At 70.7% G+C, this 21,057-nt stretch carries 15 protein-coding genes; 11 read left to right on the top strand and 4 right to left on the bottom strand.

Annotated features, from left to right (window positions below; all coding sequences use genetic code 11):
• Positions 1-51 precede the first annotated feature (51 nt).
• The gene (locus AB0K82_RS28870) at positions 52-1,935 is read right to left on the bottom strand and encodes a glycoside hydrolase family 15 protein (protein WP_364402904.1); all 1,884 of its coding nucleotides are present in this window, start codon (positions 1,933-1,935) and stop codon (positions 52-54) included.
• Between the two features lie 217 nt (positions 1,936-2,152).
• On the opposite strand from AB0K82_RS28870, the gene ppdK reads away from it, so the two are divergent.
• From ppdK to AB0K82_RS28840, 6 genes are all read left to right on the top strand, one after another.
• Positions 2,153-4,813: a pyruvate, phosphate dikinase gene (ppdK, locus tag AB0K82_RS28865; RefSeq protein WP_364402901.1), complete on the top strand. Its 2,661-nt coding sequence runs from the start codon at positions 2,153-2,155 to the stop codon at positions 4,811-4,813.
• Between the two features lie 33 nt (positions 4,814-4,846).
• The gene (locus AB0K82_RS28860; protein ID WP_364402899.1) at positions 4,847-5,812 is read left to right on the top strand and encodes a YdcF family protein; all 966 of its coding nucleotides are present in this window, start codon (positions 4,847-4,849) and stop codon (positions 5,810-5,812) included.
• A gap of 39 nt (positions 5,813-5,851) precedes the next feature.
• Positions 5,852-6,271, top strand: coding sequence for a PPOX class F420-dependent oxidoreductase (locus AB0K82_RS28855; protein ID WP_364402897.1), 420 nt, complete (start codon positions 5,852-5,854; stop codon positions 6,269-6,271).
• Between the two features lie 283 nt (positions 6,272-6,554).
• Entirely contained in the window at positions 6,555-8,189 is a 1,635-nt protein-coding gene (locus AB0K82_RS28850) for a cellulose binding domain-containing protein (protein WP_364402895.1), read from the top strand.
• An 84-nt stretch (positions 8,190-8,273) separates the two neighbouring features.
• Positions 8,274-9,854, top strand: coding sequence for a cellulose binding domain-containing protein (locus tag AB0K82_RS28845; protein ID WP_364402893.1), 1,581 nt, complete (start codon positions 8,274-8,276; stop codon positions 9,852-9,854).
• Positions 9,855-10,121: 267 nt separating this feature from the next.
• A complete protein-coding gene (locus tag AB0K82_RS28840) occupies positions 10,122-10,535 on the top strand; it encodes a hypothetical protein (protein ID WP_364402890.1) in 414 nt (137 codons plus the stop codon).
• Between the two features lie 106 nt (positions 10,536-10,641).
• On the opposite strand, the gene AB0K82_RS28835 is transcribed toward AB0K82_RS28840, so the two are convergent.
• Positions 10,642-12,282: a M48 family metalloprotease gene (locus AB0K82_RS28835; RefSeq protein WP_364402888.1), complete on the bottom strand. Its 1,641-nt coding sequence runs from the start codon at positions 12,280-12,282 to the stop codon at positions 10,642-10,644.
• Between the two features lie 76 nt (positions 12,283-12,358).
• A complete protein-coding gene (locus tag AB0K82_RS28830; RefSeq protein ID WP_364402885.1) occupies positions 12,359-12,862 on the bottom strand; it encodes an NUDIX domain-containing protein in 504 nt (167 codons plus the stop codon).
• Positions 12,863-12,906: 44 nt separating this feature from the next.
• Between AB0K82_RS28830 and AB0K82_RS28825 the strand changes: the two genes are divergently transcribed.
• The 4 genes from AB0K82_RS28825 to AB0K82_RS28810 all read left to right on the top strand — a co-directional run bounded on the left by AB0K82_RS28825 (position 12,907) and on the right by AB0K82_RS28810 (position 17,002).
• Entirely contained in the window at positions 12,907-14,235 is a 1,329-nt protein-coding gene (locus AB0K82_RS28825; RefSeq protein ID WP_364402882.1) for a deoxyguanosinetriphosphate triphosphohydrolase family protein, read from the top strand.
• A gap of 79 nt (positions 14,236-14,314) precedes the next feature.
• The gene (locus AB0K82_RS28820; RefSeq protein WP_364402879.1) at positions 14,315-15,550 is read left to right on the top strand and encodes an FAD-dependent oxidoreductase; all 1,236 of its coding nucleotides are present in this window, start codon (positions 14,315-14,317) and stop codon (positions 15,548-15,550) included.
• 69 nt (positions 15,551-15,619) lie between these two features.
• Entirely contained in the window at positions 15,620-16,480 is an 861-nt protein-coding gene (sigJ, locus tag AB0K82_RS28815; protein WP_364402877.1) for an RNA polymerase sigma factor SigJ, read from the top strand.
• An 81-nt stretch (positions 16,481-16,561) separates the two neighbouring features.
• Positions 16,562-17,002, top strand: a complete 441-nt coding sequence (locus AB0K82_RS28810) for a carboxymuconolactone decarboxylase family protein (RefSeq protein ID WP_364402874.1) — start codon at positions 16,562-16,564, stop codon at positions 17,000-17,002.
• 61 nt (positions 17,003-17,063) lie between these two features.
• Here AB0K82_RS28810 and AB0K82_RS28805 read toward each other — a convergent pair whose 3' ends face one another.
• Positions 17,064-18,326: an ABC transporter ATP-binding protein gene (locus AB0K82_RS28805; protein WP_364402872.1), complete on the bottom strand. Its 1,263-nt coding sequence runs from the start codon at positions 18,324-18,326 to the stop codon at positions 17,064-17,066.
• 387 nt (positions 18,327-18,713) lie between these two features.
• On the opposite strand from AB0K82_RS28805, the gene dnaG reads away from it, so the two are divergent.
• On the top strand, positions 18,714-21,057 hold a 2,344-nt coding region (gene dnaG / locus AB0K82_RS28800; protein ID WP_364402869.1), incomplete at its 3' end, for a DNA primase.

Raw genomic sequence — 21,057 nt, 5'->3', positions numbered from 1 at the left:
CTCGCTATTTGCTGTGTCTGTTATGTTCGGTGATTCGGCTTTTCTGGGCGGTCAGATCCGTGGCACCTCGCGCAGCTCCTCCTCCGCGCGGATGACGTGCATCACCGCGTTGATCAGAGCCAGGTGGGTGAACGCCTGCGGGAAGTTGCCCAGGTGCCGGCCGCTGTGCGCGTCGATCTCCTCGGCGTACAGCTGAAGCGGGCTGGCGTAGGACAGCAGCTTCTCGCACATGGCCTTGGCACGCTCCAACTCGCCGATCAGCACCAGCGAGGACACCAGCCAGAACGAGCAGATCGTGAACGTGCCCTCCTCGGAGTCGAACCCGTCGTCCGTCTCCGTGGCCCGGTAGCGCAGCACGAGGTCGTCCTGGGTCAGCTCGTCGGCGATCGCGAAGACCGTCTCGCGGACCCGCTTGTCGTCCGGGGGCAGGAAGCCGAGCATGGGGATGAGCAGCACCGACGCGTCGAGCGACTTCGTGCCGTAGTGCTGGACGAAGACGCCGCGCTCGTCGACGGCGTTCTCGAGGATGTCGGCGTGGATCTCGTCCGCGGCCCGCTGCCAGCGCTCCGCCCGCTCGTGGTCGCCGCGGATCTGGGCGAGTTGGGAGCCGCGGTGGGCGGCGAGCCAGCAGAAGAGCTTGGACGAGGTGAAGTGCTGCGGCTCGCCGCGTACCTCCCACATGCCGCGGTCGGGGAAGCGCCAGTGCTCGAGAGCGGCCTCGACCTGCTTCACGATTATCGTCCAGAGCCGGTCGTCGAGCCGGTCGCGCTTGCGGACGTACAGGTAGATGGAGCCGATGATCGCGCCCCACACGTCGTGCTGCTGCTGGACGTACGCGCCGTTGCCGATGCGCACGGGACGCGCCCCGTCGTAGCCGTGGAGGTGGTCGAGCGTGGACTCCTCCAGCTCGGCGCGGCCGTCGACGCCGTACATGATCTGCAGGTGGCCGCCCGCCGCCTCGGCGACGTCGGTGATGAAGTGGAAGAAGTCGTTGGCCTCCCAGTCGAAGCCCAGCGAGTAGAAGGCCCACAGGGCCATCGTCGAGTCGCGGATCCAGGTGAAGCGGTAGTCCCAGTTGCGGTCACCGCCCGGCGCCTCCGGCAGGGAGGTGGTCGCCGCCGCCGCGACCGCGCCCGTCGGCGCGTACGTCAGGCCCTTGAGCGTGAGCGCGCTGCGCTGCAGGTGCGCCCGCCAGGGGTGGTCGGGGAAGCGGCCCCGGTCGAGCCAGTGCTGCCAGTGGTGGACGGTCCAGGTGAGCCGCTCCTGGGCCTCCTCGCACGACTGCGGCGGTCGGTGCTCGCTCCACGACAGCGCCACGAACCGGCTCTCGCCCTCTTTCAGGAGCGTACGGGCGGTGGCGAGGGAGCCCTCGAACCCGATGTTCAGGTCGCTGGTGAGCCGCAGGTCGATGCCGTTGCCCCTGGCCACGGCCTCGTGGTAGCCGGCGCCGGTGTGCTCCCACTTGGCGCTCTTCCGGCCGTAGTCGAAGATCGGCATGCAGTCGAGGCGCACCTGCGCCTGGCCGTTCTCGCAGCGGATGACGCGCAGCAGCACATGGTCGGCGTCATAGTCGGTCGGGGTGCGGCGGTGGGTGTGGGATCGCTGGTCCTCGTGATGCCACGGGCCCATGAGCAGGGCGTCGAGCACGACGAGCCAGCCGCCCGGTGTCCACCAGGTGGTCTCCAGCACCATCGTGCCCGGAATATAACGGCGGGCGGCGGGCACCTCGATGCCCGCGGGCCCGACGCGGAAGTATCCGGCGTCGCGGTCCAGTAGCGAGCCGAACACGCTCGGGGAGTCCATGCGCGGCAGGCACATCCACTCGATATTGCCGCTCGGGGCCACCAGCGCGGTGGTCTCGGTGTCGGACAGGAACCCGTAATCGGCGATCGGCGCGAACGCCTCACCAGCCCCGGGATTGGTCACAGGCCTCATCCGCACATCATCCCGCAGCCGTGGCGGGGTCCGCACCTGGCGCGCCCCCTACCGAGGGCTATTGGGGTGGAATGGGGGGAATGTCGGTATTGGAATAGACCACTACACCGGTGCTGACCTGCGCAAAGCTCGATGAGCGCTGACAGTGACGATCGTTTCACCGAGAGCTGGGTAGAGTCGCCGCATTCAGCGTGGACCGGAGGGAAAAGAGTCTCCCATGCCGAAGTACGTGTTCGACTTCACCGAGGGCAACAAGGACCTGAAAGATCTGCTGGGGGGCAAAGGCGCGAACCTGGCCGAGATGACCAATCTCGGGCTCCCCGTTCCGCCGGGATTCACCATCACGACCGAGGCCTGCCGGCACTACCTCGAGCACGGAGCCGTTCCGGACGGCCTCGACGCGGAGATCGACCGTTACCTCGACGCGCTCGAACGGCAGATGGGCAAGCGACTCGGGCAGGCGGACGACCCGCTGCTGGTCAGCGTGCGTTCCGGCGCCAAGTTCTCGATGCCGGGGATGATGGAGACCGTCCTCAACGTCGGTCTCAACGACGAGTCCGTGCACGGGCTCGCCGAGCGCGCCGGGGACGAGCGGTTCGCCTGGGACTCCTACCGGCGGCTCATCCAGATGTTCGGCAAGACCGTTCTGGACATCGACGGCGAGCACTTCGAGGACGCCCTCGAGGACGCCAAGCGCGCGAAGGGCGTCGACGACGACCTCGACCTGGACGCCGCCGACTTCAAGGATCTCGTGAAGACGTTCAAGGGAATCGTCCGCGAGCAGGCCGGCCGCGACTTCCCCACCGATCCGCGCGAGCAGATGGACCTGGCGGTCAAGGCGGTGTTCGAGTCCTGGAACGCCCCGCGCGCCATCCTCTACCGCCGTCAGGAGCGCATCCCCACCGACCTGGGCACCGCGGTCAACATCGTCGCGATGGTGTTCGGCAACCTGGGCATGGACTCCGGCACCGGCGTCGCCTTCACCCGCGACCCCGCGAGCGGCCACCAGGGCATCTACGGCGACTACCTGCAGAACGCCCAGGGCGAGGACGTCGTCGCCGGCATCCGCAACACCGTGCCGCTGGCGGAGCTGGAGCAGATCGACAAGCGCTCCTACGACGAGCTCCTGCAGATCATGGAGACGCTGGAGAACCACTACCGCGACCTGTGCGACATCGAGTTCACCATCGAGCGCGGCAAACTGTGGATGCTGCAGACCCGCGTCGGCAAGCGGACCGCCGCCGCGGCGTTCCGCATCGCCTGCCAGCTCGTCGAGCAGGGGCTCATCGACGAGGACGAGGCGGTCAGCCGGGTCACCGGCGACCAGCTCGTCCAGCTGATGTTCCCGCGCTTCGCCGACGACGCGACGGCCGAGAAGATCGCCCAGGGCATGAACGCCTCGCCCGGCGCGGCGGTCGGCAAGGCCGTCTTCACCTCCGCACGCGCCGTCGAGCTCGCCGAGCGGGGCGAGGACGTCATCCTGATCCGCCGCGAGACCAACCCCGACGACCTCGACGGCATGATCGCCGCGCGCGGCATCCTCACCTCCCGCGGCGGGAAGACCTCGCACGCCGCCGTCGTCGCCCGCGGCATGGGCAAAACCTGCGTCTGCGGCGCCGAGGAGCTCGAGGTCGACGTACGGGCGGGAAAGGTCACCGGGCCCGGCGGCGTGACGATCTCCGAGGGCGACGTCCTCTCGATCGACGGATCCTCCGGCGCCGTCTACCTCGGCGAGGTCCCCGTCGTCGACTCCCCGGTCGTCCAGTACTTCGAGGGGACGCTGTCGGTGGAGGACGGCGACGAGCTGGTCGGGTCCGTGCACCGGATCATGACCCACGCGGACACGCGCCGCCGTCTCGACGTACGCGCCAACGCCGACACGGCCGCCGACGCCTCGCGGGCCCGGCGGTTCGGCGCGAAGGGGATCGGGCTGTGCCGCACCGAGCACATGTTCCTCGGGGACCGGCGGCAGCTCGTCGAGGACCTCATCCTCGCCGAGACGGAGGAGGACCGGCAGGCCGCCCTCGACGCGCTCAAGCCGCTGCAGAAGCAGGACTTCGCCGAGATCTTCGAGGCGATGGACGGCAGCCCGGTGACGATCAGGCTGATCGATCCCCCGCTGCACGAGTTCCTACCGGACCTGACCGAGCTGTCGGTCAAGGTGGCCACCGGCGAGGCCTCCGACGACGAGCGCCGCCTCCTGGACGCCGTTCGCCGGTTGCACGAGGAGAACCCGATGCTCGGCCTGCGCGGCGTACGGCTCGGCGTCGTCATCCCGGGCCTGTTCGCCATGCAGGTCAGCGCGATCGCCGAGGCGGCCGCGGAGCAGAAGGCCGCCGGCCGCGACCCGCACCCGGAGATCATGATCCCGCTGGTCGTCGCCGTCCAGGAGCTCGAGCTCATCCGCGACCAGGCCGAGGAGGTGCTGCGCGAGGTCGGAGTCGAGGCGCCGATCGGCACCATGATCGAGCTGCCGCGCGCGGCGCTCACGGCCGGGCAGATCGCCGAGGCGGCGGAGTTCTTCTCCTTCGGCACCAACGACCTGACCCAGACGACGTGGGGATTCTCCCGCGACGACGTGGAGGCGGCGTTCTTCAGCCGCTACCTGGAGCTGGGCATCTTCGGCGTGTCCCCGTTCGAGACCCTCGACGTCGACGGCGTCGGACGGCTCGTCCGGGTGGCCGCCGAGGAGGGCCGCAAGACCCGCCCGGACCTCAAGCTGGGCATCTGCGGCGAGCACGGCGGAGACCCGGACTCGGTGCACTTCTTCCACGAGGTCGGCCTGGACTACGTGTCCTGCTCGCCGTTCCGGGTCCCGGTCGCGCGGCTGGAGGCGGGCCGGGCGGCTATAAAGTCATCAGAGAGTGACAGCCGCTGAACCACCGACCCGGCCGACCGCGTCTAACGGGTCGTGCGAGACGGAGGAGCGATCACCGAACGACCTGACCGTGGCGAGCCCACGGTCGAGCTAGGCCGGGGCACCTCGGGTGTCCCGGCCGAACCGGCGCGTACCCGCAGCGACCTGCCGCAGTGGCGCCCCGACCCCACGCGACAGGACCTGCCCCGTCGCGGACGCGACGGCGAGGACTCCGAGGACTCCGAGGACTCCCAGGACGACCGGACGAGCGTGCTCGAGCGGCCACGGGAGTACACGGACCGGCGCGCCGCCGACGACTCCGGCGGCGGCGGCCCGGACGCCGACGAGCGCGGCGGAGGCCCGGACGCGGACGAGCACGGCGCCGCGACCGGCCGCCGGCCGCGCCGGCGTTCCGGATGGCGGTGGGTGCGGCGGGTGGTCTACCTGCTGCTCGTCCTGATCATCGGTACGCCGCTGTTCGCCGGGTTCCGCGTCTGGTACGTCGCCCGGCAGGACGACCGCCGGCACTCCGACGCGATCATCGTGCTCGGCGCGGCGCAGTACAACGGCAAGCCCTCGGCCGTGCTCGAGTGGCGGCTGACGCACGCCCTGAAGCTGTACCGCGCGGGCGTGGCCCCGCACATCGTCACGGTCGGCGGCAACCGGCCCGGGGACAACTACACCGAGGCCGGCACCGGCAAGGCGTGGCTGAACCAGCACGGCGTGCCGAACAACCGGATCGTGGCGGTGCGCAGCGGCAGCGACACCCTGCAGAGCATGATCGACGTGGGCAGGGAGTACAAGCGGCAGGGGTGGCACACCGCCGTCATCGTCACCGACCCCTGGCACGCGCTGCGCTCCCGGACGATGGCCGACGACAACGGGATCAAGGCGGTCACCTCGCCGACCCGCAGCGGGCCGACCGTCGGCACCAGGGACACGCAGTTCCACTACATCGTCCGCGAGACGGGCGGCTACCTCTGGTACGTGTTCATCGGCCGCTGGCGCGGCGACTCCTGATTGACCTCAACCTTGGTCGAGGTCCTAGCCTCGGGAGTCATGATCTTCACTGACAGGGAACGCGCGTATCTGGCCGGACAGAACCTCGGCCGCCTGGCGACCGTCGCCGCCGACGGGGCCGTCCAGGTGCGACCGGTCGGCTTCCGGCTCAACGAGGACGACACGATCGACATCGGCGGGCCGAACCTGAGCGCCAGCCAGAAGTACCGCAACGTCCGGGCCAACCCCGTGGTGGCGTTCGTCGTCGACGACATGACCCCCGACGAGCCGGGGGCGGTCCGGCCCGGCTGGGGCCGCGGCGTCGAGATCCGGGGCCGCGCCGAGACCCTGGCCGTCGAGGAGCCGCCGCTGGCGCCGGGCTTCTTCAGCAATGAGGTGATCCGCATCCACCCCCGGCGCGTCAACAGCTGGCACCTCGATCCGGACCATCCGGGACTGAACACCCGGAACGTCGACTGAGGAGCCGGGTTTCGGGCCACTCGAACCGCATTTACGGTCAAAACGGGCAACGCGTGGTCTATGCACTGACGAGCGGTCCGCCGGAGTCGCGATCTAATTAACAAGAAAGCTTCTTAAGAATATTGACGGCTCCGGTTCACATCGGGCTTACTCGGATCGACTGCCGCTTCAGGTAAGGCGCAGGCGAAAGCCTCCGGGGGCTCGCCCGACGACAGCGACAGGGTTCTGACCGCCGGACGCGACCCCGCCCGCGCCTGTGCGCGGGTGCCCGCAAGGAGGACCCGTGCGTGTTCGCCCGCGTGCCCTGACCATCCTGACCGCCTGCCTCCTCGCGCTCGGCGTCCTGGCCGCCGGGCGCGCCCACGCCGCCGGCCCGCTCACCGCCACGTTCGCCAAGACGTCGGATTGGGGGAGCGGTTACCAGGGCCAGTTCACGGTCACGAACAACGGTTCATCGGCGGTCAGTGGTTGGACGGTGGCGTTCGATCTGCCGTCGGGGTCGTCGGTGGGTACGTACTGGGACGCGTTGTTGACGCAGTCGGGGTCGCGTTACACGTTCAAGAATCGGGACTACAACGCGTCGGTCCCGGCGGGTGGTTCGGTGTCGTTCGGGTTCGTGGTGTCGGGGAGCGGGACGCCGTCCGGTTGCACGCTGAACGGCGCCGCCTGTGACGGCGGGGGAGGCGGCGGTGGCTCGGACACGCAGCCGCCGAGCACGCCCACCGGGCTCACCGTCACCGGGCACACCTCCTCCAGCGTCTCCCTGTCCTGGAACGCCTCGACCGACAACGTTGGGGTGACGGGGTACGAGGTGTACCAGGGGTCGTCCCTGGCCACGACGGTGTCGGGGACCAGTGCGACGGTGTCGGGGCTGGCCGCGTCGACCTCGTACAGCTTCAAGGTGCGGGCCAAGGACGCCGCCGGGAACGCCTCGGCCTTCAGCGCCACGGTCAATGCCACCACCGACAGCAGCGGCGGTGGGACCCCGCCGCCGTCCGGGGACCTGCGCGCGGCGCCGTACTTCATGCCCCTCGACAACGACCCGCAGCCGATCTCCGGGATCGTCTCCGGCAGCGGCGTGAAGTCGCTGGTCCTCGCCTTCGTCCTCGCGCCGAACGGCGGAGGCTGCACCCCGACCTGGGACGGCGACACCGCGCACCCGGTCTCCTCGGACACCGCCGTCAAGGCGCAGGTCGACGCGGTACGCGCGGCGGGCGGCGACGTCGCGGTCTCCTTCGGCGGCTACAACGGTCTCGAACTCGGCGCCGCCTGCTCCGACGCCGCGTCCCTCGCCCAGGCGTACCAGCAGGTGATCGACAAGTACGCCCTCACCCATGTCGACTTCGACATCGAGGGTGACGACCTCGGCGACGTCGCCGGGGAGACGCGGCGGTTCCAGGCCATCAAGATCCTCAAGCAGAACGCGGCCGCCGCCGGGCGCACTCTCCAGGTCTCCCTCACCATGCCGGTGACGACCGTCGGCCTCAGCGACCTGGACAAGGCCGAGATCCAGCGGGCCAAGGACAACGGGGCCGACATCGACCTGTACGCGGTGATGGCCTTCGACTACGGAGGCCCGGCGGCGTCCATGGCCGCCGACGTCCAGAAGGTGATGGAGGCCGCGCACACCCAGCTCGCCGCGCTGCGCCCCGACCTGTCCGACGCGAACCTCTACGCCCGTACCGGCCTGATCCTGATGAACGGCCACACCGACCAGCCGAGCGAACTGTTCACCCAGGACACCTTCCGCGCGCTGCTCGGCTACGCGCAGCAGCACCATCTCGGTCGGCTGTCGTTCTGGTCGCTGAACCGGGACCGGCAGTGCACCGGAACCACCGGCTGGGCGGACGGCAAGTGCAGCGGCGTCACCCAGCAGCCGTACGACTTCGCCGCGATCATCGGCCAGTTCACCGGTTGAGCCCCGGCTCCCGGTCGTTCCACCCGCCGGCGCGGCCGGGAGCCGGTCCCATCGAGAGCCGGCCCCACGAGAGAGGTCCCCGCCTTGAAGAGATCCAGGATCGCGTCCCTGCTCGTCGGGATGCTGCTACTGCCCCTGGCCGTCGTGCTGACCGCGGTGTCGGCGTACGCGGCGGCGAACACGGCGACGTTCGCCAAGACGTCGGATTGGGGGAGCGGTTACCAGGGCCAGTTCACGGTCACGAACAACGGTTCATCGGCGGTCAGTGGTTGGACGGTGGCGTTCGATCTGCCGTCGGGGTCGTCGGTGGGTACGTACTGGGACGCGTTGTTGACGCAGTCGGGGTCGCGTTACACGTTCAAGAATCGGGACTACAACGCGTCGGTCCCGGCGGGTGGTTCGGTGTCGTTCGGGTTCGTGGTGTCGGGGAGCGGGACGCCGTCCGGTTGCACGCTGAACGGCGCCGCCTGTGACGGCGGGGGAGGCGGCGGTGGCTCGGACACGCAGCCGCCGAGCACGCCCACCGGGCTCACCGTCACCGGGCACACCTCCTCCAGCGTCTCCCTGTCCTGGAACGCCTCGACCGACAACGTTGGGGTGACGGGGTACGAGGTGTACCAGGGGTCGTCCCTGGCCACGACGGTGTCGGGGACCAGTGCGACGGTGTCGGGGCTGGCCGCGTCGACCTCGTACAGCTTCAAGGTGCGGGCCAAGGACGCCGCCGGGAACGCCTCGGCCTTCAGCGCCACGGTCAATGCCACCACCGACAGCAGCGGCGGTGGAGGCGGCGGCACGGGCGGCGGCCGGTTCTCGCCCTACATCGACATCACGATGGCCAGCCCGACGCTGAAGGACGTGGCCACGGCGACGGGCCAGAAGCACTTCACCCTGGCCTTCGCGCTCGCGGACAGCACCGGGTGCAACCCGTCGTGGGGCGGCACCATCCCGCTGAACGACTCGCGCGTGATCGGCGAGGTCAACGACCTGAAGAGCGTCGGCGGCGACGTCACGGTGGCGACCGGCGGCGCGACCGGGCCGTACCTGGAGAACACCTGCGGCAGCTCGTCCGCGCTGCTCGCCGCCTACGAGAAGGCGCTCGACGCGGTCGGCAGCAACCGGATCGACGTCGACGTCGAGGCGTCCATCCCGGTCGCGCAGGTCAACACCGCGCTGAAGCAGTTGCAGACCGAGCGCGGCACCACGGTCACCTACACGCTGCGGGTGCAGTCCTCGGACTACGGCGTCGACCCGTTCTCGGTGCAGATCCTGCAGGACGCCGCCTCCCGCGGTCTGAACGTCACCGTCAATCCGATGCTGATGGACTTCGGGTACTCGGGATCGTGGGGGGACGCCCTGATCGCCGCGGCGAACTCCACGCTCGGGCAGATGAAGCAGGTCTGGCCCGGCAAGAGCGACGCCGACCTCAAGGGCATGCTCGGCCTCACCCCGATGATCGGGAAGAACGACACCGGGCCGACCACCACGCAGGCCGTCGCCAGTCAGCTGCTGAGCTACGCCCAGACCAACCACGTCGGGTACATCGGCTTCTGGTCGGTCGGCCGCGACAACGGCGGCTGCCCGAACGGCTCCGTCTCGCCGACCTGCAGCGGCATCAGCCAGAGCACGTACGAGTTCACCAACATCTTCAAGGGCTTCACGGGCTGACACCCTGACCGGCCCCTGGAGGGGGAGCCGCGGGCCGTTCCCGTCCGCTGCCCGGACGGGAACGGCCGCCGGCGGTTCGTCGCAGGCGGGACGGCACCGCCAGGCCCAGGGGTCGGGCCTCGTGCGAAGCCGGAGCCGGAGCCGGAGCGTGAGCGACGAGTCAAGGCCCTTTCCAGGAACCGAAAACTAGGTGACTCGTGTCGTATGACGAGGGCAGGGGCGGGGAACGACGGCTGCTGTAGAACTCCTGTCGACCAGAGGACTGTCATGCCGGGCTCCGCGGGAAGTCATGCTTCCCGACAACCGACCACATCGGGCTGGTTGGCATTCGCCGGCCTGCTGGTCTGCGTGGTGGGCTTCTTCAACATCCTGGACGGGCTCACCGCTCTCCTGAAGGACCATTACTACCAGGTCGGGTCGAGCAGGCTGCTCATCTTCAATTACACCGCCTGGGGCTGCATCTGGCTCATTCTGGGAGTCGCGCAACTCGTCATAGGTGGTGCGATCCTCGCCAGGAAGGCATGGGCCAGAACACCGGGCATCGCGCTCACCGCGCTGGTGATCCTTGGCCAATTCGCCTTCCTGAACGCCTTCCCGCTGTGGTCGACGATCGTGATCGCCCTGTGCGTCGTCGGCATCTATGGCTTGATGACTCCGACCTCAGGTTCGGTCGCGCTCTGACGGCAAGACCTGCTGCGGCCGATCGTGACGAGTCGGTCGTCGAGCGGTGGTCGTCCGGCTCCGCGGTGCGGTCACCGAGCGTCCGGTACGGCCCTGAGAGCACGGATCAGCGCGGAGGGGGTGCCATTCCACCCGGGGGAGGGACCGCGCCGCCGGTACCAGGCACCACACCGCCCGCACCTGGCACCGCGCCGCCAGGACCTGCGTACATGCCGCCCGCACCTGGGACGGTGCCGACCGGAGCCGGGGCCGCGCCACCTGGGGCCGGCGCGGGGGCGAGGGCGGACGCCGGGGTGATGCCCAGGCGGAGCAGGTGCTCGTACAGGGAGTTGACCTGACCGGGGTCGTCGACCGCCCTGCGGACGAGGTCGGACAGGTCGACCTCGGCGCCGTCGCCGTCGACCAGGCGGGCGACGTCGGACCAGGAGAAGGTGTAGCGGGCGCGGCCCGCCTGGATGAGCAGGCCCTCGAAGGCGCGGGCGACGACGCGTGCCACCAGCGCGCGGGTGTCATCGCCCTGCCAGCCGGCCATCCGGAGGCGGTTGCCGAGGTCGCCGGCGCCGCCGCCGGCGAGGATCCGCAGGACCGTGTCGACCGTCGGCTGCGGCGTGTTCGTCGCCTGGCCGGCGGCGGTGAACACGTCCTTCATCGCCTCGGCGTTCGCCCCGGCGTACAGGCCGCGTTCGACGATCTGCGGCCATTCCAGGACCGGCAGGCGGAGCGCCTCGTCGGTCAGCATCGACGCCTGCGTCGCCAGCGCGGCGCGCTGCGGGTCGGCGAGCAGCGCCAGGGCCGGCCGCGGGTCGGGACGCGCCGCCGGCTCCGGCAGCGCCGCGATCGCGGCGAGGCGCTCGGCCAGGCTCGGGTGGGAGTCGTACGGCGAGCGTTCCTCGGGCGCGCTCACGACCTTGGCGAGCTCCTCCTGCCGGCTCGGTTCGCGCAGCAGTGTGTAGAACCCGGCGAACAGGTCCGCCGGACGGGCCTGCGCGGGGCCGATCAGCGAACAGTAGGAACCGAGGTAGAAGTTCCAGGCCGCCGCGCTCGCGCGTACCTTCCGGAGGGCCTCGCCCATCGGCCGCCGCCCGGAGACGGCGACCGCCGCGGCGTCGGCCTCCAGCTCCTGCCGCCGGGACACCGCCTGCGACACCCGCAGGTACAGCTTGGCGTACAGCAGGAAGATGGTGCGGATGATGGCGTGGTCCCGGAGCCGCTCGATCGTCCTGATCAGCGACGTACGTCCCCGGTAGGTGATGCCGCCCAGGCGGGTGTGCGATCCGCTGTAGTGCCCGAGCTCGTGGCAGAGCACCGCGCGCATCTCGTCGGCGGTGAGGCTGAGCATGAGCGGGATGCCGATGTACATGTACCGCCGCCCGGGGATGAGGCCGAGGAGCCGGGTGTTCTCGCTGACCGCGGCGTTCACGTCGGGGACGAGGCGGATCTCGTCGGGCACCCGGGTCTGGACCTGGTGGGCGAGCTCGGTGACCGTGCGCCACAGCTCCGGCTCGTCGTGGGGCGTCACCGCGACGCCGGGCTGCTCCTCGTCCTTGCGGCGGCCGACGACGAAGACGCCGCGCAGCATCGCCAGGACGCCGAAGGTGGCCAACGCCGCGACCTTGAAGCCGCCCGCGTGGCCGTACTTCACCGCGTAGAAGTCGAAGAAGACCGTACCGGCGGTGATGGCGGAGACGAGCACGTAGAAGCCGGCCAGCAGTACGACGGCGACCGCGGCGCGGAACGTGGTGAGCATGGGCGGCCCTCGAGACGTACGGACAGAGCGGTGAAAAGGACCATAACCTGCCGCGGTGACGTTTGGCACGGCCGGTTCAGTGGTGCCAGGGCAGCAGGACGGGCTCGGCCGGGCGACAGCCGGCGGGGAGGTCGCGCAGCAGCGGGACCAGCCCGAACGGGTAGACCGCCTCCGTGGTGGCGGCCAGCTCGTCCACGGTCCACCACCGGTGCCCGCTGACGTGCTTCAGCTCGTACGGCTGGAGGCCGCCGGTGTCGACCTCGTGCGCGGTGACCCGGTGCAGGAAGAAGTCGTCGCGGAACGTTCCCTTCGCCCAGCTGAACTCCGCGTACCCGGAGGTCGTCGCCACCGGCGTCCCGAGGTCCTCCGGGGCGACGATGAGGCCGATCTCCTCGCGCAGCTCCCGGGCCGCCGCCTCGTGGAGCGCCTCGCCGTCGTCGACGCCTCCTCCGGGCGTCAGCCAGTAGTGACCGCGTGCGCGGCGGCGGTGGTCATGGAGCAGGCGGAGCAGGAGGACGCGGTCGGCGTCGTCGATGAGGAGCACACGGGCGCTGCGGCGTCGGTACGGTCCATCGGGCATGCCCGCACTCTAGGGCCTGCCTACATGGATACGCTCGGACTCCGATGACCGGTTACACCGAGCAGGACACGGCGCGCTGGGCGCCCGAGCCGCCGAAGCGGCGCGAGCGCACGCCGTTCGAACGGGACCGGGCGCGGGTGCTGCACAGCGCGGCGCTGCGCCGGCTGGCGGCCAAGACACAGGTGGTCGAGCCGGCGGCGGGCGACCAGCGCGGTCAGCACAGCCCGCGGACCCGCCTCACCCACTCCCTGGAGTGCGCGCAGATCGGCCGGGAGCTCGGGAAGGCGTTCGGCTGCGACCCGGACCTCGTGGAGGTCGCGTGCCTGTCGCACGACCTCGGTCATCCGCCGTTCGGCCACAACGGCGAGACGGCGCTCGACGAGGTGGCGGCCGCGTGCGGCGGGTTCGAGGGCAACGCGCAGAGCCTGCGCCTGCTGACCCGGCTGGAGGCCAAGTCGTTCGCGCCGGACGGTCGCAGCGTCGGCCTGAACCTCACCCGTGCGGCGCTCGACGCGGCCGTGAAGTACCCCTGGCCGAGGAGGACGCCGGTCGGTGACGGCGCGAAGTACGGCGTCTACGAGGAGGACCGGCGGGTCTTCGCCTGGCTGCGGGACGGCGCTCCAGGGAGCGGACCCGACGCGGCGAGCGGACGAGGCGCCCGCGGAGCGGGTGAGGAGGGCGGGCGGCCGGGCGATACGCCTCCCGCCGGCGGGGCGCGGCTCTGCTTCGAGGCGCAGGTCATGGACTGGGCCGACGACGTCGCCTACTCCGTGCACGACCTGGAGGACGGGCTGCACGCCGGGCACATCCGGCTGGAGCGGCTGGCCGACCCGGCCGAACGCCGGGCCGTCTGCGAGCTGACCGCCCGGCTCTACTGCGAGGCGGAGGTCGCCGAGTTGGAGGAGCGGTTCACCGGACTGCTCGCCGAGCCGTACTGGCCGCGCGCCTACGACGGCACGCTGCGCGCCGCGGCCGCGCTGAAGAACCTCACGAGCGAGCTGATCGGCCGGTTCTGCCGGGCCACCGAGCGGGCCACGCACGAGGCGTACGGCACCGGTCCGCTCACGCGGTACGCGGCGGACCTGGTCGTGCCGCGCGCGCGGCGGCTGGAGTGCGCCGTGCTCAAGGGCGTCGCGGCGCGCTACGTGATGGGGCGCGCGGACCACGGCGCGCTGCAGGCCCGGCAGCGGGAGCTCATCGCCGAACTCGCCGACGCGGTCGCGCGGCAGGCCCCGCGGGTCCTCGACCCGGTGTTCCGCGGGTTCTACGCCGAGGCCGCCGACGACCGCGCGCGGCTGCGCGTCGTCGTCGACCAGATCGCCTCGCTGACCGACACGTCGGCGCTCGCCTGGCACCGCGAACTCCTCGGCTGACGCTTCGCGCGCTGCGCCCTCCCGAGACGGGCGCGCGGAGGATACTGGGCTGACGCTGATCCAGAAAGTGGAGGTGCCCATGCCCGTTTCCGAGACGTACGTCATCGTCGGAGCCGGCCTGGCCGGCGCGAAGGCCGCGCAGACGCTGCGGGAGGAGGGCTTCACCGGGCGCGTGGTCCTGATCGGCGAGGAGACGGTGCGGCCGTACGAGCGGCCGCCGCTGACGAAGGGCTTCCTGGCCGGCAAGGACCCCTTCGACAAGGCGTACGTCCACGAGGAGTCCTGGTACGCCGACAACGACGTGGAGCTGCGTCTCGGCGTCCGGGTGAGCGGACTGGACCGCGCCGCCCGCGAGGTACGGCTCGCCGACGGAGAACGCGTCGGCTACACCAAGCTGCTCCTCACCACGGGCGCGTCCGCCCGGCGGCCGGCCGTTCCCGGCGCCGACCTCGGGCACGTCCACTACGTACGGGACGCGCCCGACTCCGAGCGCTTGCGCGCGGCTCTGGAGCCCGGGGACCGGCGGGTCGCGGTCGTCGGCGCCGGCTGGATCGGGCTGGAGGCGGCGGCGGCCGCTCGCGCGTACGGCAACGAGGTACGGATCATCGCGCCGTCCACGCCGCTGCGCCGCTCCCTGGGCACGGAGCTCGGGGAGGTCTTCGCGGCCCTGCACCGCAGGCACGGCGTGGAGTTCGTCACGGGCGAGGTCGCTAAGATCACCGAGTCGTCCGTCCTCACGACGGACGGCACGGAGACGCCCGCCGACGTCGTGATCGTCGGCGTCGGCGCGGTGCCCGGCACGGCGCTCGCGGAGGAGGCGGGCCTGGAGGTGGACGACGGCATCGTGGTCGACGCGTCGCTGCGCACCTCCGACCCGGACGTCTACGCGGCGGGCGACGTCGCGAAGGCGGACCACCCGCTGCTGGGCCGGCGGATCCGGGTCGAGCACTGGGCGAACGCCCTGAACGGCGGGCCCGCGGCGGCGCGCTCGATGCTGGGACGACCGGTCGTCTACGACCGCGTCCCCTACTTCTACACAGACCAGTACGAGCTGGGCATGGAGGCGTCCGGCGCCTGGGTCGGCGGCTATGACCAGGTCGTGTACCGCGGGACCGACCCGGCGGCGTACGTCTCGGGCGACACCGACGAGCTGGAGTTCATCGTGTTCTGGCTGTCGGGCGGCAGGGTCGTCGGCGGGATGAACGTCAACGTCTGGGACGTCACCGGGGACATCCAGGCGCTGATCCGGTCGGGCCGTCCGGTGGACGCCGCGCGGCTGGCGGACCCCGCGGTACCCCTCGCCGAGCTGGTGTAGGCGCTCCGCCCGGCGGGCCCGGTGCACCCCTCGCCGAGCCGGTGCGGGCGTGCCGGGTACCGTCGGCCCGTGACCGACGAGGAGTGGGCGGAGCACCGCCCGGCGGTGTTCGGGGTGGCGTACCGGCTGCTCGGCACCGTCGCCGACGCGGAGGACGTCGCGCAGGACGTGTGGCTGCGCGCGGCGGCCGCCGACCTGTCCGATGTCGTGGACGTACGCGCGTGGCTGGTGACGGTCTCGGCGCGACGGTCGTACGACATCCTCCGCTCGGCGCGGGTGCGCCGGGAGGCCTACGTCGGTCCCTGGCTGCCGGAACCCCTGCTGACCGGGCCGGACGCCGCCGAGCCGGTGCTGGTCGACGAGTCGGTCGCCACCGCGATGCTCCTCGTCATGGAGGAACTGACGCCGTCGGAGCGGGTCGCGTTCGTCCTCCACGACGTCTTCGAGGTGCCCTTCAACGAGGTGGCGGGGGTGCTGGGCAACACTCCCGCGGCCAGCCGGCAGCTCGCCTCCCGGGCGCGCCGCCGGGTGGCCGCCGCCAAGGAGCGGCCGCGCGCGACCCGGCCCGAGCGGGAGCGCGTGCTGACGGCCTACCGCGCGGCGTACGAGACCGGTGACCTGGAGGGACTGGTCAAGCTGCTGCACCCCGACGTGGTCTACGTCACCGACGGCGGGGGCAGGGTCTCGGCGGCGCGCAAGCTCATCGTCGGCGGCAGGAAGGTGGCCGAGGTGCTGCAGCGGGTCCGCGTTCGCTGGGCGCTCGGCCACGCCGTCCCCTGCGAGATCGGCGGCGAGCCCGCCCTGGCGATCCTCCGGGACGGCGCGGTCGCGGTGATCGACACGTTCGACATCGCCGCCGACGGCCGGATCCTGGCGATCCGGCGGGTGCTCAATCCGGAGAAGCTGACGCACGTCAGCGTGGCATCCTGAAATTCCTTCCGGAACCCGTCACACCGGCCGGTGCCGTCTCGTCTCCCTGGCGAAGAACCACCACCGAGAAGGGTTGACGCGATGTCGCGCTTGAACGTCGCCGAACTGGCACCCGACGTCTACAAGGCGTTCCTCCAGGCCGAGCAGGCGATCCGCAAGGGACCGCTGACCGCCACCGTCCGCGAGCTCGTCAAGATCCGCGCCTCGCAGCTGAACGGCTGCCTCTTCTGCATCGACATGCACACGCACGAGGCGCTCGAACTCGGCGAGAACCTGAACCGGATCATTCAGCTGCCCGCCTGGCGGGAGTCGCGGCTGTACACCGACGCGGAGCGGGCCGCGCTGGCCTACGCCGAGGCCGCCACCAGGGGACCCGAGGAGGTCTCCGACGAGATCTGGACCGCGGTGACCGACGCGTTCAAACCGGACGAGGCGGCGTTCCTCGTCGCCCAGGTCGCCCAGATCAACATGTGGAACCGCGTCGCCGGGACCATGCACACCCAGCCCCCGAACCGGGACTGACGCGTACCCCGCGAGGTCGGCGCGCCGTCCACGCGACGGCGCGCCACCGGGTCCGCAGCGGTCAGCGGCGTACGGGGTCGACGCGGCGGCCGTCCTCGCCGAACAGCAGCATCCGGTCGGTGTCGACGGCCAGCCGGATGGCGTCGCCCACCGCCACGCCGGACCGCGACTCGAGCCGGAACACCACGTCCGACCGGCGGTGATGGCCGTCGTGCCGGCCCGGTTCGGGCAGGGGGTCCTCGGCGACGATCCCGGCGGACCGCAGGATCCGGCGCAGCACGCCCCCGCCGGAGCTCGGTTCCGGGCTCGCCCACGGCGGGTCGTTCTCGTACGGGGCCTCCGGATCGACGTGCGGGAGGCCGGCCTCCGCGTAGGCGAGCCACTCGGAGCCGTGGAACTCCAGCGCCCGTACCCGGCCCGCGATCAGGCCGTCCGCCGCGGGCCGCAGGGCGTCGGCGCGGACGCCGACCGTCACGTATTTGCCGTGGTGCGACACCAGCGTGGGCGCGCGGGGATCGGACCAGGGCAGGACCAGCCGCTGGTTCCCGAGGCCGAGGATGATCCCCTCCTCCTGATCCGCCCAGACGCCCGTCCTGATGAGGTTGATCGGCGGGGCGCTCAGGAACGCCGCCACGAACATCGTCGCGGGGTCGTCGTACACCTGCTGCGGGGTGCCGACGTCCTGCAGCACGCCCTGCCGCATGATCGCCACCCGGTCCGCGAGCGTGAGCGCCTCGGTCTGGTCGTGGGTCACGTACAGCGTGGTGACCTTGAGGCTGCGGACCAGGGCGCTGATCTCCATGCGGAGCTCGGTGCGCAGGCCCGCGTCCAGGTTGGACAGGGGCTCGTCCATCAGGAAGATGCCGGGTTCGCGGATCAGCGCCCGCCCCATCGCGACGCGCTGGCGCTGGCCGCCCGACAGCGTCGAGGGCAGGCGGTTCAGGGTCTCCTCGATGCCGAGCGCCCGCGACAGCTCGACGATGCGCTCCTGGTCGGCCGACGACACGTCCCTGGAGATCTCCAGCGGGAAGGCGATGTTGCCCCGGACGTCGCGGTGCGGGTAGAGCGCGCCGCTCTGGAACACCATCGCCAGGTCGCGGTCGCGCGGCGGGAGGTCGTTGGCGTATCTGCCGCCGAGCCACAGGTCACCGGAGGTGATGTCCTCCAGGCCCGCGACCATGCGCAGCAGCGTCGACTTCCCGCAGCCGGACGGGCCGAGCAGCACGAACAGCTCGCCGTCGGGTACGCGCAGGCTCACGTTCCGCACGGCGTGGAAACCGTCCGGGTAGACCTTGTTCACCGCGTCGAGGACGACTTCGGTCATGAGGCCTCCTTCGTCGGCCTCATGACCAAGGTGCTGTGCCGATTGGTGCCCTCGCTTCGCTCGGTCACGGGACCTCCTTCGTCGGCCTCATGACCAAGGTGCTGTGCTTATTGATGCCCTCGCTTCGCTCGGTCATGGTTCCACCTTGTGTCGCCGGGTCGACCTATGGCGGCCCTCCGTCGCTCGCGCGGGTTCATCGCGGCCCCCGAAACCACTCGATGCAGAGTGACGGCGGCATCCGCCATCGCCGCCGAAGTTGAGTAAGTACATCGCGCCTTTCCGTGATTTGTCCAGACTGCTGACGCGCCAATTGATCAGGTCACGCGGCCCTCTCCGGGGGTGCCCGGTACGGCCCGCGGTGTCCGAGGTCAGGACTAGACTGCCGACGTGGCAGGCCGGATCCGTGATGAAGACATCGCCCTCGTACGTGAACGGTCGCCGATCGACGCGGTCGTGGGGGAGTACGTCCAGCTCCGTAACGCGGGCGGCGGCGCGCTCAAGGGCCTCTGCCCGTTCCACGACGAGAAATCGCCGTCCTTCAACGTCTCGAACGGGATGTTCCACTGCCTGGCGGGTGAGACCCGAGTGCTCACGTGGGAGGGACTGCGACCGATCCGCGAGCTGGCGGGCGGCACCCACCGCATCCTGGGGCGGGACGCGCAGTGGCATGACGCTCCGTTCTACTCCTTCGGCGTCCAGCCCCTGATGAAGGTGGTCCTGGGGCGAAACGGTCAGACCAAGGAGCTTTACGCCACCGCGGAGCACCGTTGGTTCGTGCGTGCGGGCCAGAGGCGTGACTGGAATCGCGAAGTCGTCACCCGTGACCTCAACCAGGGGCATCGACTCGCCTGGGTGTTCCCTGGTTCGCGCGTCAAGCGCACGACACCATCACCGTTCGGTATCGCCCACGGCATCACGTTCGGTGACGGCACTTTCAATGGCACCGGAAGTGTCGCCACGCTGGATACCATCAAGGACCACCAGCTACTGAAGTGGTTCCCCCTCAACCACGTGACGGTCGATGACGCGGCGGGATCCAGTGGCTGGCGCGGTCGGCTTCTCGTTCACCACCTCCCCCGGTTCTTCCGGGAGCTTCCGTCGCTCGACGAGTCGACGCCGTACCTCTACGGGTGGCTGGCCGGTTATGTGGCCGCAGACGGCCATGTGGCCAAGGACGGTACGGTCATGCTCCACTGCGCTGATCGAGATGTTCTTGAGTATGTGCGTACGCTCTGCGCTCGACTGGGCATCGGGACTTACGGGATCACCGAGCAGGTCAGGGAAGGGTTCCCAGGGCGGGAGCCGAGTTCGATCTTTCGAGTTCACTTCGCCAACGAAGATCTCACCGACGACTTCTTCCTGATCGACGAGCACCGTTTCCGGTTTGAATCGACGGCGAAGAAGTTCGCCCGTCGAGGCTGGGTGGTGAAGTCTGTAGAGGAGACCGGCCGAGTCGAAGAGGTCTTCTGCGCTGTAGTGGACGAGGGGCATGCCTTCGTCCTCGAAGACAATATTTTGACGGGGAACTGCTTCGGCTGTGGGGAAGGCGGTGACGCGATCTCCTTTGTGCAGAAGATCGAGCACCTGTCGTTCGCCGAGGCGATCGAGCGGCTGGCCGCGAAGGCCGGCGTGCAGCTCCGCTACACCGACAGCGGCTACGTCCCCAATCGGCAGAAGGGCGAGCGCACCCGGCTGATCGAGGCGCACCGGGCCGCCGCGGAGTTCTTCGCCGAGCAGTTGCTCACCCCGGCGGCCGAGCTCGGCCGCCGCTTCCTCGCCGAGCGGGGTTTCGGCCGGGAGGACGCGGAGCGGTTCGGCGTCGGTTACGCGCCGAACGAGTGGGAGGCGCTCGTCCGGCACCTGCGCGGCCGGGGCTTCACCGACAAGGAGCTCGTCACCGGCGGGCTGGCCAGCCAGGGGCGGCGCGGGCCGATCGACCGGTTCCGCGGCCGGCTGATCTGGCCGATCCGCGACCTCACCGGCGACGTCATCGGGTTCGGCGCGCGCCGGCTGGAGGAGCGCGACGACGGCCCCAAGTACCTCAACACCCCCGAGACGCCGCTGTTCAAGAAGGGCTCGGTGCTGTACGCCGCCGACCTGGCGAAGAAGGACATCGCCAAGCGGCGGCAGGCGGTGATCGTCGAGGGCTACACCGACGTCATGGCCTGTCACCTGGCGGGTGTCGGCACCGCGATCGCGACCTGCGGCACCTCCTTCGGCGACGAGCACATCAAGATCCTGCGCCGGCTGCTGCTGGACCAGGACGAGGCCAGCGGTGAGGTGATCTTCACCTTCGACGGCGACGCCGCCGGTCAGAAGGCCGCGCTGCGCGCCTTCGAGACGGAGCACCGGTTCGCCGCCCAGACGTTCGTCGCCGTGCAGCCGGACGGCCTCGACCCGTGCGACCTGCGGCTCCAGCACGGTGACGCGGCAGTGCGCGACCTGGTCGCCGCCCGCGTGCCGCTGTTCCGGTTCGCGATCCAGGCGACGATCGCCAAGTACGACCTCGACACCACCGAGGGCCGGCTCGCCGCGATCGACGCCGCCGCGCCGATCATCGCGGGCATCAGGGACCGGGGCATGCGCGAGCGCTACGCCATCGACCTGGACAAGTGGACCGGCTTCCTCGACGAGCAGTTCGTCCTCCGGCGGGTGCGCGAGCACGGCTCCGGCCGTCCGGGCGACGGCCGGCGGGGTGAGGGCCGGCGGGGCGACGCGCGCGGGCGGCGGC

The organism is Actinoallomurus sp. NPDC052274 (assembly GCF_040679475.1).
GTDB classification, from domain to species: domain Bacteria; phylum Actinomycetota; class Actinomycetes; order Streptosporangiales; family Streptosporangiaceae; genus Actinoallomurus; species Actinoallomurus liliacearum.
This window is presented reverse-complemented; position numbering and strand designations above follow the sequence as displayed.

What these genes read in the sequence shown, in the direction of transcription:
- AB0K82_RS28820 (WP_364402879.1), top strand. Translation starts at nt 14,315, where the DNA reads ATGCCCGTTTCCGAGACGTACGTCATCGTCGGAGCCGGCCTGGCCGGC.
- AB0K82_RS28835 (WP_364402888.1), bottom strand. Translation starts at nt 12,282, where the DNA reads ATGCTCACCACGTTCCGCGCCGCGGTCGCCGTCGTACTGCTGGCCGGC.
- ppdK (WP_364402901.1), top strand. Translation starts at nt 2,153, where the DNA reads ATGCCGAAGTACGTGTTCGACTTCACCGAGGGCAACAAGGACCTGAAA.
- AB0K82_RS28840 (WP_364402890.1), top strand. Translation starts at nt 10,122, where the DNA reads ATGCCGGGCTCCGCGGGAAGTCATGCTTCCCGACAACCGACCACATCG.
- AB0K82_RS28830 (WP_364402885.1), bottom strand. Translation starts at nt 12,862, where the DNA reads ATGCCCGATGGACCGTACCGACGCCGCAGCGCCCGTGTGCTCCTCATC.
- AB0K82_RS28870 (WP_364402904.1), bottom strand. Translation starts at nt 1,935, where the DNA reads ATGAGGCCTGTGACCAATCCCGGGGCTGGTGAGGCGTTCGCGCCGATC.
- AB0K82_RS28810 (WP_364402874.1), top strand. Translation starts at nt 16,562, where the DNA reads ATGTCGCGCTTGAACGTCGCCGAACTGGCACCCGACGTCTACAAGGCG.
- AB0K82_RS28855 (WP_364402897.1), top strand. Translation starts at nt 5,852, where the DNA reads ATGATCTTCACTGACAGGGAACGCGCGTATCTGGCCGGACAGAACCTC.
- AB0K82_RS28805 (WP_364402872.1), bottom strand. Translation starts at nt 18,326, where the DNA reads ATGACCGAAGTCGTCCTCGACGCGGTGAACAAGGTCTACCCGGACGGT.
- AB0K82_RS28825 (WP_364402882.1), top strand. Translation starts at nt 12,907, where the DNA reads ATGACCGGTTACACCGAGCAGGACACGGCGCGCTGGGCGCCCGAGCCG.